Genomic DNA, 17203 nt, shown 5'->3' with positions numbered 1-17203 from the left:
CGCGCCCCGTGAGCCTCGTCGCGCCACCCTGCGTGACCCCCGGCAGGCGGCCGGACCGGTCAGGCGTCGGGAACCGTCCAGAGCCACACGTCGTCCACCCGGCGGGGCTCGCCGAGCAGGGCGGTGGCGGTGCGGCGCAGGGCGTCCTCGTCGAGGTCGTACTTGGCCCCGTGCACCTCGTCGGGGAGGACGACCGCCTCGACCCCCCAGTACCGCAGGTCCGCCCGGGATAGCCGGATGCTGCCCTCGGTGACGATCGGCACCAGCCCGGTCCGGCCGGCCTGGTCCATCAGCGTGTCGAAGGTGCGCGGCGACGGCCCGATCCGGCCCCGCCCGTCCGGGCCGCCGGGGCCGAGGAAGAAGCCGGCGGGCAACCGGAACTCGCCCTGCCGGTGGGACAGGGCGTACGCCTGCCAGCGCTGCCCGTCCGGGGTCACGTCCAGGGTCAGCGGGATCGGGGTGAGCACCCCGCCCGGTGAGACGTACTCCCGCCAGGTGCCGGCGGTGACGAACTCCGGCACCGGCGGGCGGACGCTGGTCAGCAGCGGGGTCGGCAGCAGCGGCAGCAGCGCCGCCACGAACCCGACCCGCCACGCCCAGGTCGCCGTCCGGCCCGGCGGCGTCGCCCGCAACCGGTCGACGGTGTACGTCAGCAGCACCCCGATCACCGGCGCCACCACCAGAGCCAGCCGGGACGGCAGGGCGGCGTTGACCACCGGCAGGTTGTCCAGCACCCCGAAGGGCAGCAGTTGACCGGTGCGTCGCCCGTTCCACTTCGCCAGCGGCCCCCAGGAGAGCACCGCGAAGACCACGGCGGTCACCCCGAGCGCGGTCAGCGTGGCCCGCCGGCCGGGGCTGGCCCGTCGCCACAGCCACCCGAAACAGGCCACGGTGAGCAGCAGCAGCGGCAGCCCGAAGAAGCTGTTCTCCTCGGTCGGGTTGGGCGCCAGCGTGGTGTCCCAACCCAGCGCCCCGGCCAGCGACCGGCTCGGGTACGCCCCGAACGCGGCGATGTCCTCGGCGTGGATGACCGGGTCGAAGCCGGTGCCGTGGAACCGCTGCGGCCCGGCGAAGTGCAACCACAGCGGGTACGCCAGCAGCACCCCGGCGACCAGCGCGGTCACCGCCAACCCGCGCAGGAAGTCCGGCAGCGCGGCACGGGCCTGCGTCCGGCGGGCCGGGTGCAGCGCCCAGACGGCGAGGAAGACGGCGACCGCCAGCGCGGTGAAGAACAACCCCTCGGCGGCGATCGAGAAGGCCACCGCGACCAGCACCCCGAGCACCAGCCCGCCCCGCAACCAGCGGCCCGGCCGGCGCAGCGCGAACACCCCGGCCACCAGCAGCGGCACCAACCAGCCGGCGGTCCAGTTCAGGTGGGCGTTGGCGTGCGCGACCATGCCGGGGGAGAAGGCGATGAACAGCGCCCCGACACCTGCCGCGAGCCGACTGGCGACCAGGTGCCGGGAGAACAGCCAGTACCAGGCCAGCGCGGTGGCGGCGAGGTTGAGGGTGAGGATCACCAGGAACGTCGCCGGCGGCCCGATCAGGTACGTCAGCGGCGCGAAGACCACCGCGTACACGGTGATCGAGGTGTTGACGGCGAGGTTCACCCCGTCCGGCACGTTGAGCAGGTGGGTGAAGAGCGGGTTCTCCCCGTGCGTGACCGCGTGCCCGCCGAAGGCGAGCAGCCACTCGAAGAGCGCCTGGTCGCTGGAGTTCACGGTGATCGCCCGCTGGTTCGGGTCGCGCCACAGCCCGCTGGTCACCCAGACCGCCAGCGCCACGGCGACGACCAGCACGATCAGGTCGGCCCGCCGACCCCGGGCGGCGTCCGGGGCGGCGGTGGGCGGCTGGTCGGCGGCCAGGGTCGGGGAAGTCGGCACGGAGCGGACGTTACCAACCTGAACTGGACCGACCGGTCGGACCCGCGACCCCGACCCCGGCGGGTCAGTCGTGCAGGGCGGCGTGCAGGGCGGCGGGCAGCCCGGGGTGGGTCCAGGTGAAACCGGCCCGGGTGAGCACGGCGGGCAGGACCCGGGTGCTGGTCAGCGCCTCCTGGGCGAAACCGCCCAGGGCGACCTTCAGGGCGACCGCCGGGATCGGCACGATGGCCGGCCGGTGCAGTTGGCGGGCGAACTCCCGGGTGAACTCGGCGTTGGTGACCGGGTTCGGGCCGACCACGTTGACCGCGCCGGCGACCTCCCCGGCGGTCAGCAGGAACACCGTCGCGTCCAGCCAGTCCCGCAGCGAGATCCACGGCAGCCACTGCCGTCCACTGCCGAGCCGGCCGGCGATGCCCAGCCGGAACGGCAGCAACTGCGGCTTGAGTAGTCCCCCGTCGCGGTGCAGCGGCAGCCCCGTCCGCAGCCGTACCACCCGGACCCCGGCGTCCTCGGCCGGCCGGGTCGCCGCCTCCCAGACCCGGCACACGTCGGCGAGGAACCCCTCACCCGCCGGGGCGTCCTCCTCGACCACCCGGTCACCGGTGTTGCCGTACCAGCCGACCGCCGAGGAGTTGAGCAGCACCGGCGGCCGGTCCGCCGCCGGCATCCCGGCGATCGTGACGGCCAGCGTGGTGGTGGTGTCCACCCGGCTGGACCGGATCACCCGGCGGTACTCGTCGGTCCACCGCTTGTCGCCGACCCCGGCCCCGGCCAGGTTGACCACCGCGTCTACCCCGGCCACCACGGCCGGGTCGAGCTGCCCGGCGGTCGGGTCCCACCGCTGCTCGTCGGGGGTACGCGGCGACCGCCGGACCAGCCGGGTGACCTGGTGCCCGTCGTCGGTGAGGCGGTCGACCAGCCGGGTGCCGAGGAAGCCGGACACGCCGGCCATCAGGATCCGCATACCCCCATCTTCGGCTACGCGCCCCCGATCGGATGCGCCGACCGCCGACCGCCGACCGCCTCGCCCCGGTGATCAAGAGGTTTGCGTCACCGTTGATCTTCGACTTGACCTGAACCTCTTGATCAACTGACCTAAACCTCTTGATCACCGGGGGCGGGCCGGCGACCGAACTGGGCAGGGTGGAGAAGTCGGGGCAGGTGGGGCGCCCGGGGAGGCGGGAGGACTGGGGCCGAGGAGGCGGCAGGGGCAGAGGGCCCGCGGCGGCGGGGCCTACCGGGTGCCCGCGTCGCCGGCCGGGGCCGGGCGCAGGTCGGCCAGGAGGCGCTCCACCTCGGCGAACGCGTCGGCCGGAAGCGGGCCGAGGGTGAGGGCGGCGAAGTTCTCCCGCGCCTGCGCCACCGTCCGGCACCCGGGGATCGGCAGCGTACGGGGGCTGCGCGCCAACAGCCAGCCCAGCGCCCCCTGGGCGAGGGTACGGCCGTCGGCGGTCAACGCCGCCCGGACCGCCGCCACCCGGCCGACCACTCGGGGGTGGGCCGGCCGTCGCGGAACCACACCAGCCACTCCGGGGCCCGGCCCCGCACGTCGTCCGCGCCCGGCGTACGGGTGGCCCCGGTGAGCAGGCCCATCGCCAGTGGCCCCCGGTTGAGGCTGGCCAGGTCGAAGGTGTCGCAGACGGCGAGCACCTCCGGGTTGTCGTTCAGCACCGACTCGTCGTGTTCGACCGCGATGCAGTGCGGCCCCGCCCCGGCGAACACCCCCGCCGACTCCGGGTTGTCGGTGCTCCAGCCGTACCCCCGGATCTTGCCCTGGGTGACCAGGCCCTCCAGGGTGTCGACCAGGTCGAGCGCGGCGGACGCCGGCAGGTCGTTGAGGTGCAGCAGGTAGAGGTCGACGTGGTCGGTGCCGAGCCGGCGTAGCGACCCCTCCAGGCTGGCCACCGCGTACCCCGGGCTGGCGTCCACGCCCAGCGCCAGCCGGGTCGCCTCGTCGCTGCGGTTGCCGAACTTGGTGACGATCACCGCCTCGTCCCGCCGGCCGGCGAGCGCCCGGCCGAGCACCCGCTCGCTGTGCCCGGCCCCGTAGTTGCTGGCCGTGTCGAAGAGGGTGACGCCCAGGTCGAGGGCCTGGTGGATGGTGGCGACCGACTCGTCGTCGTCCACCTCACCCCAGCCGTACGGCTGACCGTCGTCGCCCCACAGCGGGCCACCGATCGCCCAGCACCCCATGCCGATCGCGCCGACCTCGATTCCACTGCGGCCCAGAGTCCGTGTCGTCGTCATGCCGACCAGTTTTCAACCTGGAGTGCGCTCCAGGTCAAGCGGTAGCATCCGGCCCATGTACCCGCCCTCGGAGGCCGCCCGGCGCAGTGGGTTCAGCCTCGACACCCTCCGCTACTACGAGAAGATCGGCCTGCTCAGCGGCGTCGGACGCACCTCGGGTGGCCGTCGGGTCTTCACCGACGACGACCTGAGCTGGCTGGTGATCTTCCGCTGCCTGCGCGACACCGGCATGCCGATCGCCGAGATGTGCCGCTACGCCGAGCTGTCCCGGGCGGGGGAGCACACCGTCGCCGCCCGGCAGGAACTGCTGGAACAGCACGCCGCCCGGGTCGAGGAGCAGTTGACCCTGCTCCAGCGCCAGTACGCCCACCTGCGCGAGAAGATCCGCTTCTACCAGGGCCTCACCGGGGCGACCCCCGCCCCCTGAGCGCACGGCCGCGCCGGTCACGGTCGGGCGGACCCCGGTACGTCCGGGGCCGGTGGGGCACCGGGCAGCCGGGCCAGCACCGGGGCGAGCGGTTCGAGGGCGTCCCGGCGTACCACGAAGCGGGTGACACCCCAGCGACGCCGGTGGGCCGCGACCGCCGCGACGATCTCGTCCACCGTGCCGATCAACACGAACGGGGTGGCCAGCAGCTCGGCGACGGTCAGCCCGATCCGTTCGGCCTGCTCGGCGGCGGCGGCCCCGGCGTCGTCGGTGACCACCACCGTCTGCACCAGCGCCTCCAGCGCGGGCGGGGCGTCCCGGCCGGCCGCACCGGCGGCCACGTGCGCGAGCTGCGCCTCGATCTGGTCGACCCGCCAACGCGCCTCGTGCCGGTGGCCGTCGGCGAGGGTACGCCCGAAACCGGTCAACCCGACCACGTCGGCGTGCGCGCCGGCCCAGCGCAGCAGCGTCGAGTTGGCGGTACCCATGGTCAACGGGATGCGCTCCCGCACCGGCCGTGGCGAGGTCAGCCGGGCCTCCCGCGCCACCAGGTCGGGGGAGTCGACCGTCACCGGGGCGCCGTCGAGCAGGGCCCGGACCGCCTCGGCGACGGCCACGCAGCGGCGTACCCGGCCGGCCACGTCGGGGCGTACCCGGCCGACGGCGGCCCACTCGGCGGGGGTGTGGCCGGCACCGACACCGAGCCGGGCCCGCCCGCCGGAGACCAGGTCGAGGGTGGCCACGTCGGCGGCGAGCAGGATCGGTTCCCGCACCCCCAGGTTCGACACGTACGAGCCGAGACCGATCGTGGTGGTCACCGATGCGGCGGCGGCGAGCGCGACGAACGGGGACGCCACGGCACCCGGGTGGTCGGCGGCGAGCAGGGCGGCGAAACCGGCCGACTCCGCCCGGCGGGCGAGGTCGACCCAACCCGCCGCGTCGGTCGGGGTGGCCTGGAGCGAGAAGACGGTCACCAGGTCAGCTTCGCCGTCGCGGGCCGCCCCGGCCATCCCGCAGGCCCGGATTCTGCCAACCGGAGAATCCCGGTACGCTCCGCCGGCCGGGAGGCTGCTTCCGCCGGGCTACGGCGGGTCCGGCCGCCCCTCCGCCGGGTTCGCCTCGTGCCAGCGGGCCCGCCAGGCGGCCTCGTGCGCCTCGTGGTCGGCCCGCTCGTCGTGTACGGCCCGACGCAGGGCCTGCCGGGAGCCGCTCATGGTCACCACCTCGATCGTGACCAACCCGACGCAGATGGCGGTCAGCAGCGCGAGCCCGCCCAGCGCCGAGAGCCCCGCCGCGACCGGCACGGCCGCGGCGAGCACCACCAGCGTGCCGACCCGGGTCCAGCTCAGCGTGTGCAGGGTGCGCAGTTGGAACAGCATGTTGCTGGCCAGATAGCAGATCACCCCGCCGAAGAACAGCGGCACGGCCGGCCCGTGGGCCTGCTCGCCGAGCCCGCCGGCCGGATCGGTGACCGCGCGGACCAGTTCCTCACTGCCGATCGCGAACAGGATGATGCCCGCGATCATCGGCAGGTAGAGATAGGCGTAGGCGTCCCGGGCCATGGTCGTGCGACGACGGCCGGTCGCCGCGTGCAGGGCGATCCGGGCAGCCGGGCCGATCAGGTCGAAGTGTGCCCACCACAGCGCGGCGGTGAAGACGATGCCGAGCGCGGAGGCGATGACCCCGGGCCAGGTCACCGGCTTGCCGAGGACGTTGCCGCCGACGCCGACCGAGATGATCGACTCGCCGAGCGCGATGATCAGGATGAGGTCGTACCGTTCGGTCCAGTGCTCGGCTGAGGTCACCGCCCAGCTCCAGGTGTCGGCGATCAGCCCGGTGCCGTACTGGACCAGCACCACCAGGATCCAGAGCACGTCGCGGACGAGGCCGGCCCGGTCGGAGTCGTCGATCGCCACCGGCACCAGGGCCGCCGCCAGCAGCAGCACGGTGCTGGTGAGCAGTTCGGGCAGGAAGTGGAACAGGGGCCGCCGGCCGGTCGGGTCGTCCTGCGCGGTGAGCAGGAACAGCACCACGTGTACGCCCCGGACCACCACGTAGCTGACCGCCACCACCAGCGGCCCGGCAAGCTCCCCCTGCGGCGGGCTGAACGCCTGCGGCAGGGCCAGCGCGAACGCGAACAGGGAGGCCATCGCGGCCACCATCAGCACCGGGACGAAACCCTCACCGAGCCGGAGCCGGGTGGCGGCCATGCTGTGCACCACCCAGCACCACCACAGCACGGCGAGCACCAGGCCGGCGTGCAGCAGTTGCCGGCCGCTGATCTCGGCGGCGGTGGCCCGGGTGATGATGAAGAACGAGACGACGAAGACCAGGTCGAAGAAGACCTCGAACTTGTCGACCCGGGCGCCGGGTGCGACGGCCACCGCCGGGCCGAGCCCGCCGCGCCGTCGTTCACCGTTCACCGGTCCACTCTGGCAGCGCGCCGTGGGGCCGGGGCGGGAATCCCGCAGCCGGCGTCGGTCCCCGCCGTCAGTGCCGGCTCAGCCCCGCCATGAGCAGGTCGAGCAGGCGGCCGGCGAGGTCCCGTTGCTCCGGCCCCTGCGCCGCCAGCGACATCCCGCCCAGCCCGGCCAGCACGTCACCCGGGTCGACGTCCGGGCGGATCGTGCCGGCGGCGACACCGGCCGCCAGCAGCCGGGTCAGCGCGGCGACCAGCAGGTCCCGGCTCTGCGCGTACGGGTTGGTGCCGGCGGCGATCACCAGGCGCAGGGCGTCGGCCATGCCCTGTTTGGTGGCGAGGTAGTCGACGAAGCGGTCCATCCAGGCCCGGGTGGCCTCGGCGGGCGGCAGCCGGGCCAGCAGTTCGTCGGCGGCGGCGCAGAGCTTGGCCAACTCGTTGCGGTAGGCGGCCTCCACCAGCGCCTCCCGGGTGGGGAAGTGCCGGTAGAGGGTGCCGATGCCGACCCCGGCGTCCCGGGCGATCGAATCCAGGGTCACCTCCGGCCCCTGCCGGGAGAACGCCCGTACGGCGGTGTCGAGCAGCCGCTGACGGTTGCGCAGCGCGTCGGCGCGCAGCGGCCGGGGGTTGGCCGGCGGTGTGTCGGGGTTCGGGGCGGTCGGCGGCGTGTCGCCGCCGGGGCTGGTGGGCGGCACGTCGCCTCCTGGGGTCTGGTGCGGCGGGGCCGGTGGGCGGCCACCGCGTGATGCGGTGTCGGCGGCCGTCGGCGGGTCGGTTCCGGGGTGACGGCGGCCACCCGGGCCTGCCCGGCACGGTGACCGGTTGGCAAACGGAGGAACCTCCGGTTACGCTCGGAGGCGTAACGGAGGGCCCTCCACTTCTCATCGTACCGGTCGGGCCGCCCGGCCCACGCCGCACCGACAAGGACGGATCATGACCACCGACACACCGGTCCACACCCCCTTCGACGCCCGCACCACCGCCCTGGAGGTGGTCCGCGACATCGACCTCACCGGCCGCCGCGCCGTGGTCACCGGCGGCGCCTCGGGCATCGGCGTGGAGACCGCCCGCGCCCTCGCCGCCGCCGGAGCGGACGTCACCCTGGCCGTACGCGACCTCGACGCCGGTCGACGCGCCGCGAAGGACATCACCGACAGCACCGGCAACGACCGGCTGCAGGTCGCCCCGCTCGACCTCGCCGACCAGGCGTCCGTGGCCGCCTTCGTGGCCACCTGGGACGGGCCGCTGCACGTGCTGGTGAACAACGCCGGCATCATGGCCTCGCCCGAACGGCGTACCCCCGAGGGCTGGGAGTTGCAGTTCGCCACCAACCACCTCGGGCACTTCGCCCTCGCCACCGGGCTGCACCGCGCCCTCGCCGCCGCCGACGGGGCCCGGGTCGTCGCGGTCAGCTCCGCGGCGCACCTGCGCTCCCCGGTGGTCTTCGACGACATCCACTTCCGGCAGCGCCCGTACGACCCGTGGGAGGCGTACGGGCAGTCGAAGACCGCGAACGTGCTGTTCGCCGTCGAGGCGACCCGGCGCTGGGCCGACGACGGCATCGTCAGCAACGCGCTGATGCCCGGCGCGATCCGTACCAACCTCCAGCGGTACGTCAGCGCCGGGGAACTGGAGCGGATGCGGGCCGCCAGCGGGGGCGGCGCGGCCAACTGGAAGACCGTCGAGCAGGGTGCCGCCACCTCGGTGCTGGTCGCCACCTCGCCGCTGCTCGACGGGATCGGCGGCCGGTACTTCGAGGACTGCCAGCAGGCCGCCCCGCACCAGCCCGGCACCCGCACCGGCGTCGCCGCGTACGCCCTCGACCCGGCCGCCGCCGAGCGGCTCTGGACGGTCTCCGAGCAGACCCTGCGCGGCTGACCCGCCGGGGTGCCGTACCCGGCACCCCGTGACGACGGAGGGCGCCCCGGTCGACCGACCGGGGCGCCCTCGCGCAGGCGGGTGTTACAGGCCCAGCTCGGCCTCGAAGTTGCCGCCCTCCAGCCGCTCCTTGACCGCGACCAGGAAACGGGCCGCGTCGGCGCCGTCGATCAGCCGGTGGTCGTAGGACAGGGCCAGGTAGACCATCGACCGGATCGCGACGACCTCGCCCAGGTCCGGGTCGTTGACCACGACCGGACGCTTCACCACGGCACCCGTGCCGAGCATCGCCGACTGGGGCGACGGCACGATCGGGGTGTCGAACAGCGCGCCCCGGCTGCCGGTGTTGGTCAGCGTGAAGGTCGCCCCGGCGATCTCGTCCGGGCTGATCTTGTTGGTCCGGGTGCGCTCGGCCAGGTCGGCGACGCGCTTGGCGATGCCGCCCAGGTTGAGGTCACCGGCGTTGTGGATGACCGGCGTCAGCAGGCCCCGCTCGGTGTCCACCGCGATGCCGAGGTTCTCGGCGTCCGGGTAGGTGATGGTGCCCGCGTCGAGGTCCATCCGGGCGTTCACGATCGGGTACGTCTGCAGGGCCTCGATGGCGGCCAGCGCGAAGAACGGCAGGAACGACAGCTTCACGCCGTGCCGCTGCTGGAACGAGTCCTTCGCCTGCGCCCGCAGCCTGGCGATCCGGGTGACGTCCACCTCGATCACCGTGGTGAGCTGCGCCATCTCGTGCAGCGACTCCTGCAGGCGGTTGGCGATGGCCTTGCGGATGCGGGTCAGCTTCTCGGTGGTGCCCCGCTTGCCGCTCGGCTGCGGCTTCGCCGCCGGTGCGGCCGGGGTCGCCGCGGCGGCCGGCTGCGCGGCGGGGGCCGGAGCCGCCTTGGCCGCCTTCGCCTTCTCCGCCGCCTCCAGCACGTCCTGCTTGCGGATCCGGCCACCCACGCCGGTGCCGTTGACCGAGGCCAGGTCGACACCGTGCTCGCCGGCCAGCTTGCGGACCAGCGGGGTCACGTAACCGGGGGCGTCGCCGCCGCCCTGGGCGGGCGCGGCCGGCGCCGCCGGGGCGGCCGGCTGGGCGGCCCGCTCGGCCTGCGCCGGCTGGGCCGCCGACTCGGTCTCGGCGGCCGGCTCGCTGTAGCCCGCGCCCGGGGTCGGCTCGGTGACCTCCGGCTCCGGCTTCGCCTCGGCCCTGGGCTGCTCCGCCTTCGGCTCCGGCTCCGGCTTCGTCTCGGCCGGGGCCGCGCCCGCCGCACCGATGATCGCCAGGTCCGCGCCGACGGCGGCGGTCTCGTCCTCGGGGACCTTGATCTCCAGGACGGTGCCGGCGACGGGCGACGGGATCTCGGTGTCGACCTTGTCGGTGGAAACCTCCAGCAGCGGCTCGTCGACCTCGACGGTCTCGCCGACCTGCTTGAGCCAGCGGGTGACGGTGCCCTCGGTGACGCTCTCGCCCAGGGCCGGCATCTTCACCGGGGTGCCCTCGCCCGACGACGCCGGGGCGGCCTGCGCCGCCGGCTGCTCCCGGGCCGGCTTCTCCTGCTCCGGCTCCGGGCCGGTACCCTCGGCGGCGGCCGTCGGCTCGGGGGCCGGCGCGGCCTGCTCCTGCTCGTCGGCCTCGCCGCCGGCCTGCGGGGCGTCCCCGCCGGCCGACTCGCCCTCACCCGAGATGACGGCCAGCTCGCTGCCCACCTCGGCGGTCTCGTCCTCGCCGACCACGATCCGGCTCAGCACCCCCGCGGCGGGGGAGGGGATCTCGGTGTCGACCTTGTCGGTGGAGACCTCCAGCAGCGGCTCGTCGACCTCGACGGTCTCGCCCTCCTGCTTGAGCCAGCGGGTGACGGTGCCCTCGGTGACGCTCTCGCCGAGCCGAGGCATGGTGACCGATACCGGCATGTTCTGAAACTCCTTCGTGGCCTGGTGCGATCCTCGCCCGCTTGCCGCCGGCGTCGCGGAATGAGTGTGGGTCAGGCGTGCGCGTGCAGCGGCTTGCCGGCCAGGGCCAGGTGCGCCTCGCCCAGCGCCTCGTTCTGGGTCGGGTGGGCGTGCACGAGCTGCGCCACCTCCGCCGGGTAGGCCTCCCAGTTGTAGATGAGCTGCGCCTCGCCGATCAGCTCACCGACCCGGGCACCGACCATGTGGACGCCGACCACCGGGCCGTCCTCGACCCGGACCAGCTTCACGAAACCGGCGGTCTTGAGGATCTGGCTCTTGCCGTTGCCGCCGAGGTTGTAGTTGTAGACCTTGACCTTGTCGCCGTACTGCTCCTTGGCCTTCGCCTCGGTCAGACCCACCGACGCCAGCTCGGGGTCGGAGTAGGTGACGCGCGGGATGCCGGCCTCGTCGATCACGGCCGGGTTCAGGCCGGCGATCTCCTCGGCGACGAAGATGCCCTGGGCGAAGCCCCGGTGGGCGAGCTGGAGGCCGGGCACGATGTCGCCGACCGCGTAGACGTTCGGCACGCCGGTGCGCAGCCGCTCGTCGGTCAGCACGTACCCCCGGTCGAGCTTGACGCCCTGCTCCTCGTAGCCGAGGTCGGCGGTGTTCGGGCCCCGTCCGACGGCGACCAGCAGCAGCTCGGCCTCGACGGTCTCGCCGCCGGCGATGGTCAGCTTGACGCCGTTCTCGGTCTTCTCGACCTTCTCGAACGGCTTGCCGACCTTGAAGTTGATCTTCCGCTTGCGGAACGCCCGCTCCAGCGCCTTCGATGACTCCTCGTCCTCGGCGGCCACCAGCCGGGGCAGCGCCTCGACGATGGTCACGTCCACCCCGAAGGACTTCCACACGCTGGCGAACTCGACGCCGATCACGCCGCCACCCAGTACGATCGCCGACGCCGGCACCCGGTCCAGGGTCAGCGCGTGGTCACTGGTGATGATCCGCTCGCCGTCGACCTCCAGGCCCGGCAGGCTCCTGGCGTACGAGCCGGAGGCCAGGATCACGTTGCGGCCGGTGTACCGCTTGCCGTCCACCTCGACGACGTTCGGGCCGACCAGCTTGCCGGCGCCCGCCACGAAGGTGATGTTCTTGTTGCCGCCGACCAGCCCCTGCAGGCCCTTGTAGAGGCGGGAGATCACCCCGTCCTTGTACGAGTTGACCCCGGCCATGTCGATGCCGACCAGTTCGGCCTTGACCCCGAACTGCGCCGACTCCCGGGTCTGGTCGGCGATCTCCGCCGCGTGCAGCAGCGCCTTGGTCGGGATGCAGCCGTTGTGCAGGCAGGTGCCGCCGAGCTTGCCCTTCTCGACCAGCGCGACGGAGAGATCAAGCTGGGCGGCACGCAGCGCCGCCGCGTAGCCGCCGCTGCCACCTCCGAGAATGACGATGTCGAAGGTTGCGTCGTTCGGCTCGCTCACGTCCAACTCCCTGGTCGCTTCGCTGCATCGGGGGGTCACGGCGGGGCGCTACGGGCAGACCCCACCTCGGTCATCTTGTCACTTGCCCGTCCGGACCGCGTACCGAGGTGCCCAACGACACGTCCCCGACACGTACTCTTGGCACCGTCCTCGACGACGGACGGGGGAGAGGAGTGGTCCGGTGGCGCTGTTCCGGCGACGCAAACCGCCGACCCCGGCCAACCGTGACCGGCCGGCCGACCGGGCCGACCTGGATCACCTGGCCAACTTCGCCCGCACCCGCCGGGGGGTCGAGGCGTACCTCGAACCCCGGACCACGATGACCGAGACCACCGTCATCATGATCGCCGACGACGGCGAGTGGACCCGGCGGCGCATCGACGGCCCGGACGGCGCCCGCCGCTTCGCGCACGCCCTGGGCATCCCGATCTACGACGTCCGGCTGATGGGCTACCCGCAGCGGATGCGCGACTACAACGAACGCCGCAAGCGCCGCCCCGAGCGGTACTGACGGCCACCCGGCCGACGGCCCGGAAACGCGGACGGGACGCCCGGAGGCGTCCCGTCGTCGTGTCGCGGATGCGTCAGCCGTTGGCGGCGACGTCCTCGACCAGCTGCACCAGGGTACGCACCGGCACGCCGGTGCCGCCCTTGGTCCAGTAGCCGGTCGGCTCACCCGAGTGGTAGCCGGGGCCGGCGATGTCGATGTGCGCCCAGGCCACCTCGTCGGTGACGAACTCGCGCAGGAAAACCCCGCCCTGGAGCATGTGGCCGGCCCGGTCCATGCCCGCGTTGACCTGCGAGATGTCCGCGACGTCCGAGTCCATGCCCTTGCGGACGTCGTCCGGCAGCGGCATCGGCCAGGCCGGCTCGCCGACCGTGTCACCGGCCACCTTCACCCGCTCGCACAGCTCGGGGGTGCCCATCACCCCGGCGATCCGCTTGCCCAGCGCGATCACCTGCCCACCGGTGAGGGTGGACGTCTCGAACAGGTAGTCGGTGCCGTCGGCGCAGGCACGGGCCATCGCGTCGCCCAGGATCATCCGGCCCTCGGCGTCGGTGTTGAGCACCTCGACCCGCTTGCCGTTGAACATGGTGACCACGTCACCCGGGCGGTAGCTGGTGCCCGACGGCATGTTCTCGGCCATCGGCAGGTAACCGGTCACCGTCACGGACGGCTTGAGCGCGGCGATCGCCAGCATCGCCGCGCCGACCGCCGCCGCGCCCGCCATGTCGGACTTCATCTCCCACATGCCCTGGGCCGGCTTGATCGAGATGCCGCCGGTGTCGAAGGTGATGCCCTTGCCGACCAGCGCCACCCGCTTGCCGTTCGTCTCGCCGGCCGGGGTCCAGGTCAGCTTGACCAGCCGCGGCGGGGCCTCCGAGCCCTGCCCGACGGCGGTGATGCCGCCGTACCCGCCGGCCCGCAGCTGCTCCTCGTCGAGCACCTCGACGTCGAGCCCGGCGGCCCGGGCGGCGGTGGCGACGGCCTCGGCGAAGGCCGGCGGACGCAGCTCGTTCGGCGCGGTGTTGACCCAGTCGCGGCTGGTGCGCACCGCGCCGGCCACGGCGGTGGCCCGGTCGACCTCGGCCCGTGCGGTCGCGTCGGCGGCGTCCGGCACGGCGATCAGCACCTCGGCCACCGGCTCCCGCCGGGACGGCTGCGGCTTCGTCTTGTAACCGGCGAACCGGTAGCCGCCGAGCAGCGCCCCCTCGGCGACCGCGCGCAGCGCGGCCGGGGCGTCGGCGTCGTCGGGCAGCGGCAGGCTCAGCGCCACCCGGGGCGCCCCGGCCAGCGCCCGGACCGCCGCGCCGGCGGCCCGGCGCAGGGTCTCCGGGGCGGGGGCGGCACCGGTCGGCTCCGGACCCAACCCGACCGCCACGACCAGCGGGGCGGTGACCGTGCCCAGCGTGGCCAGCTTGATCACCTCACCGGGGCCACCGGTCGCGCCGAGCAGGGCCAGCGTCGCGGTCAGCTTGCCGTCGAAGGCGGCGGCGATGCTCTCCGCGCCGTCGGCGAGCAGCAGGGTGCCGGCCGGACCGCTCGTGGCGTCCGGGCCGGTGGTCTGGCTGTGCACGCCGATCACGATCGCGTCGACCGCGAGCTCGGCGGGGTCGGTGTCGACCAGGCTGAGGGTGGTGCTGGACGATGTCACTGAAGCTACTCCGGGCGGGCCGGGCCGGCCGCGGCGTCGCGTACCGGCGGTGATGGTCTCCGGCGGCAACCTACCCGCCGGAGCGCGGGTGCGTCCCGCCGAAGTGCCGACGGGTCCCGCCGATGCTAACCAGCGGGACACCCGGCGGTAAGTTGCCACCCATGACGGACGTGACCTCCGACGCCGCCGCGACCCGGCTGCGCCGTTCCCCGCTGCACGCGCGACACACCGCGCTCGGTGCCAAGTTCGCCCCCTTCGGGGGGTGGGAGATGCCCCTGGAGTACGCCGGTGGCGGCGTGCTCAGGGAGCACACGGCGGTCCGGACGGCGGTCGGGGTCTTCGACGTCTCGCACCTGGGCAAGGCGCGGGTCACCGGCCCCGGCGCGGCCCGGTTCGTCAACTCCTGCCTGACCAACGACCTGGACCGGATCGGGGCGGGGAAGGCGCAGTACACGCTCTGCTGCGACGACGCCACCGGCGGGGTGGTCGACGACATCATCGCCTACCGGTACGCCGACGACCACGTCTTCCTCATCCCCAACGCGGCGAACACCGCCGAGGTGGTCCGCCGGCTGCGCGCCGCCGCCCCGGCCGACGTCGAGGTCACCGACGAGCACGACCGGTACGCGGTGCTGGCCGTGCAGGGCCCCCGCTCGGCCGAACTGCTCGACGCGCTGGCCCTGCCCACGGGGCACGACTACATGAGCTTCTCCCCGGCGACGCTGGCCGGTGCCGGGCTGACCGTCTGCCGCACCGGCTACACCGGTGAGCTGGGCTACGAGCTGGTGGTGCCGGCCGGGGACGCGGTGGCCGTCTGGGACGCGCTGTTCGCCGCCGGGGCGGCCTTCGAGCTGCGGGCCTGTGGGCTGGGCGCCCGGGACACCCTGCGCACCGAGATGGGCTACCCGCTGCACGGGCAGGACCTCTCCCTGGACATCACCCCCGTGCAGGGGCGCTCCGGCTGGGCCGTGGGCTGGGACAAGCCGGCCTTCTGGGGCCGCGACGCGCTGCGCGCCGAGAAGGCCGCCGGCCCCCGCCGTACGCTGCGCGGCCTGGAGGCCGTCGACCGGGCCATCCCGCGCGCCGGGATGACCGTGTACGCCGGTGACGCCCCGGTCGGCACGGTCACCAGCGGCACCTTCAGCCCCACCCGCAAGCAGGGCATCGCCCTCGCCCTGCTGGACACCACCCCGAAACTCGCCGACGGTGACCTCGTCGAGGTCGACATCCGGGGCCGCCGCGCCCAGATGCGGGTCACCCGACCCCCCTTCGTCACCCCCTCCGTCCGCTGACCCGCGCGGGTCAGTGGGTGGGGTGGGGGCGTTCGCCCGCGTCGAGGACGGCCTGGGTCCAGCCGCCCTCGATGACGCCGGTGCCGTCCAGGACCGCCCAGTCGACGACCTCGGCGACCGCCACCACGACCGGGGAGCCGATCCGCACGGTGGGGTCGGTGTTGGCGTCGCTGGCGCTGGCCCCGACGATCCGCTCCGGGGCGTCCCACGAGCTGACCCCGGCCCACACGTACTCGGGGCCGTCGTCGCCGGGCAGGCCGTACTTGACCACCAGTTGCGCCTCCGGCGGCAGCCCGTCGGCGAGGAACCGGGCCCGGATGTCGTCCAGCCCGGCGCGGGCGGTGGCGACGGCCCGGCTCATCGCGTCGCCGGACCGGGCGTACCGGACGTCCGGCTCGATGCCGGAGAAGAGGGTCGCGCAGGCCGCCGCGTAGTAGCGTCCGTCCGGGCCGGGGTGACCCGGCGGCGGGCGCAGGCTCAGGAACGAGTCGGCGTCCGGGTCGGTCGCCGGGTCCAGCTCCAGCCGCAGCAGCACCGGGGCCGTCGCGCCGTGCTGCTCCGGGTTGCCGTACGCCACCGCGATGTCGTGCCCGGTCACCGTGGCCAGCACCGGCAGCTGCACGAACGCCGGCACCTCCTCGCCGGCCAGCCCGTCGGTCCAGTCCCGCAGCAGCCGGCGGGCGGCACCGGTCAGCACCGCGCCCCAGGCCCGGGTGAGGTGGTCGGGCACCCCCTGGGTCTGCAACTCCAGCAGCCCGAAGCGGCGCAGCCCCTTGGTGGTGAACCACAACCCCTCGGTGTCCGAGGAGTACGGCACGAGCACCCAGTCGACCAGCCGGATGCGGCCCTGCGCGTCGGGCAGCGACCGCAGCGCCGTCGCCGGGTCGAGGAACTGCAACCCGAACACGTCCACCACGTCACCGCCGACGGACTCGGCGACGGCGGCGGCCACCGCGCGGGCCGCCCACTCGTGCGCCGGTGGCCAGCCCGGCCGGTACTCGGCCTGCACCACCACCAGGTGACTGGCGGCGGCGAGCCGGCCCAACTGGGCCTCGGTGGCACCGAACGCGGTGAGCAGGTCCGGCGGCAGCTGCGGGAACTCGTCGATCGACCGGGTGTCCACCGACATCAGCGGACTGTCCAGCATCTGCGTGGCCAGGCCGTACACCGGGTCGGCGAGGCGGCCGGCGAGACCCCGTACCGCCGTCTTCGGGCTCACCGGTGGCAACCCCGCCACCGGCACCAGGTAGGTCGCGCTGAGCGACTCCGGGACCGGTACGGGCAGGAAGTCGTCCGTGATGAGCAAGTCGTCCCCCGGAAGGCCGTGCCGGTGCTGTCGGGGCAAACGCTACCCGGCGCGCCGCGTCGTCCTCAGCCGGACAGCACCAAGCCCAGGTAGACCAGCGTGGTCACCACCTCTACGACGGCCCCCAGCACGTCGCCGGTGATCCCGCCGAGCCGGCGTACCAGATGGCGGAGCAGGCCGGTGGCGACGGCGAGGGCGGCCAGCACGGCCAGCGGCCCCTGCCACGGTCGGCCCGG

The 17203-nt window shown here is 74.1% G+C and carries 14 protein-coding genes and 1 pseudogene; 4 read left to right on the top strand and 11 right to left on the bottom strand.

All coding sequences use genetic code 11. From position 1 onward, the window contains the following. Window positions 1–59: 59 nt before the first annotated feature. From H1A17_RS18605 to H1A17_RS18595, 3 genes and pseudogenes are all read right to left on the bottom strand, one after another. Window positions 60–1883, bottom strand: a complete 1824-nt coding sequence (locus H1A17_RS18605; protein ID WP_194822469.1) for a DUF2079 domain-containing protein — start codon at window positions 1881–1883, stop codon at window positions 60–62. Between the two features lie 64 nt (window positions 1884–1947). Then, entirely contained in the window at window positions 1948–2847 is a 900-nt protein-coding gene (locus H1A17_RS18600) for a TIGR01777 family oxidoreductase (RefSeq protein WP_145921080.1), read from the bottom strand. Between the two features lie 270 nt (window positions 2848–3117). Next, window positions 3118–4130, bottom strand: a pseudogene (locus H1A17_RS18595) (aldo/keto reductase). Between the two features lie 55 nt (window positions 4131–4185). Here H1A17_RS18595 and H1A17_RS18590 point away from each other — a divergent pair. After that, window positions 4186–4557 (top strand): MerR family transcriptional regulator, encoded by a 372-nt coding sequence (locus H1A17_RS18590; protein ID WP_145921078.1) that lies wholly within the window; start codon window positions 4186–4188, stop codon window positions 4555–4557. 17 nt (window positions 4558–4574) lie between these two features. Here the strand turns inward: H1A17_RS18590 and H1A17_RS18585 are convergent, their stop codons facing one another. The 3 genes from H1A17_RS18585 to H1A17_RS18575 all read right to left on the bottom strand — a co-directional run bounded on the left by H1A17_RS18585 (window position 4575) and on the right by H1A17_RS18575 (window position 7671). After that, entirely contained in the window at window positions 4575–5531 is a 957-nt protein-coding gene (locus H1A17_RS18585; RefSeq protein WP_145921077.1) for an LLM class flavin-dependent oxidoreductase, read from the bottom strand. A 108-nt stretch (window positions 5532–5639) separates the two neighbouring features. Next, window positions 5640–6980 (bottom strand): low temperature requirement protein A, encoded by a 1341-nt coding sequence (locus H1A17_RS18580; protein ID WP_145921076.1) that lies wholly within the window; start codon window positions 6978–6980, stop codon window positions 5640–5642. 67 nt (window positions 6981–7047) lie between these two features. Beyond that, complete coding sequence (locus H1A17_RS18575) at window positions 7048–7671, bottom strand: TetR/AcrR family transcriptional regulator (RefSeq protein WP_309236799.1); 624 nt, start codon at window positions 7669–7671, stop codon at window positions 7048–7050. A 238-nt stretch (window positions 7672–7909) separates the two neighbouring features. Here H1A17_RS18575 and H1A17_RS18570 point away from each other — a divergent pair, with 238 nt between their 5' ends. Then, entirely contained in the window at window positions 7910–8854 is a 945-nt protein-coding gene (locus H1A17_RS18570) for an SDR family NAD(P)-dependent oxidoreductase (protein WP_145921074.1), read from the top strand. A gap of 84 nt (window positions 8855–8938) precedes the next feature. On the opposite strand, the gene sucB is transcribed toward H1A17_RS18570, so the two are convergent. Both sucB and lpdA read right to left on the bottom strand, forming a co-directional pair. Further along, window positions 8939–10753, bottom strand: a complete 1815-nt coding sequence (gene sucB / locus H1A17_RS18565; protein ID WP_145921073.1) for a 2-oxoglutarate dehydrogenase, E2 component, dihydrolipoamide succinyltransferase — start codon at window positions 10751–10753, stop codon at window positions 8939–8941. A gap of 71 nt (window positions 10754–10824) precedes the next feature. Then, the gene (gene lpdA, locus H1A17_RS18560) at window positions 10825–12252 is read right to left on the bottom strand and encodes a dihydrolipoyl dehydrogenase (RefSeq protein ID WP_194822468.1); all 1428 of its coding nucleotides are present in this window, start codon (window positions 12250–12252) and stop codon (window positions 10825–10827) included. Between the two features lie 142 nt (window positions 12253–12394). On the opposite strand from lpdA, the gene H1A17_RS18555 reads away from it, so the two are divergent. After that, a complete protein-coding gene (locus H1A17_RS18555; protein ID WP_145921071.1) occupies window positions 12395–12724 on the top strand; it encodes a hypothetical protein in 330 nt (109 codons plus the stop codon). A gap of 73 nt (window positions 12725–12797) precedes the next feature. On the opposite strand, the gene H1A17_RS18550 is transcribed toward H1A17_RS18555, so the two are convergent. Next, window positions 12798–14369 (bottom strand): leucyl aminopeptidase, encoded by a 1572-nt coding sequence (locus H1A17_RS18550; protein WP_194822467.1) that lies wholly within the window; start codon window positions 14367–14369, stop codon window positions 12798–12800. Between the two features lie 161 nt (window positions 14370–14530). Here H1A17_RS18550 and gcvT point away from each other — a divergent pair, with 161 nt between their 5' ends. After that, a complete protein-coding gene (gene gcvT / locus H1A17_RS18545) occupies window positions 14531–15661 on the top strand; it encodes a glycine cleavage system aminomethyltransferase GcvT (protein WP_145921069.1) in 1131 nt (376 codons plus the stop codon). Between the two features lie 10 nt (window positions 15662–15671). Here gcvT and H1A17_RS18540 read toward each other — a convergent pair whose 3' ends face one another. After that, entirely contained in the window at window positions 15672–16967 is a 1296-nt protein-coding gene (locus H1A17_RS18540; RefSeq protein ID WP_145921068.1) for a DUF2314 domain-containing protein, read from the bottom strand. Between the two features lie 65 nt (window positions 16968–17032). Beyond that, window positions 17033–17203 (bottom strand): adenosylcobinamide-GDP ribazoletransferase (locus H1A17_RS18535; RefSeq protein WP_194822466.1); only part of this gene is annotated, 171 nt, incomplete at its 5' end.

Origin of the sequence: Micromonospora sp. S-DT3-3-22 (assembly GCF_015354745.1) — a bacterium.
GTDB classification, from domain to species: domain Bacteria; phylum Actinomycetota; class Actinomycetes; order Mycobacteriales; family Micromonosporaceae; genus Micromonospora; species Micromonospora wenchangensis.
This window is presented reverse-complemented; position numbering and strand designations above follow the sequence as displayed.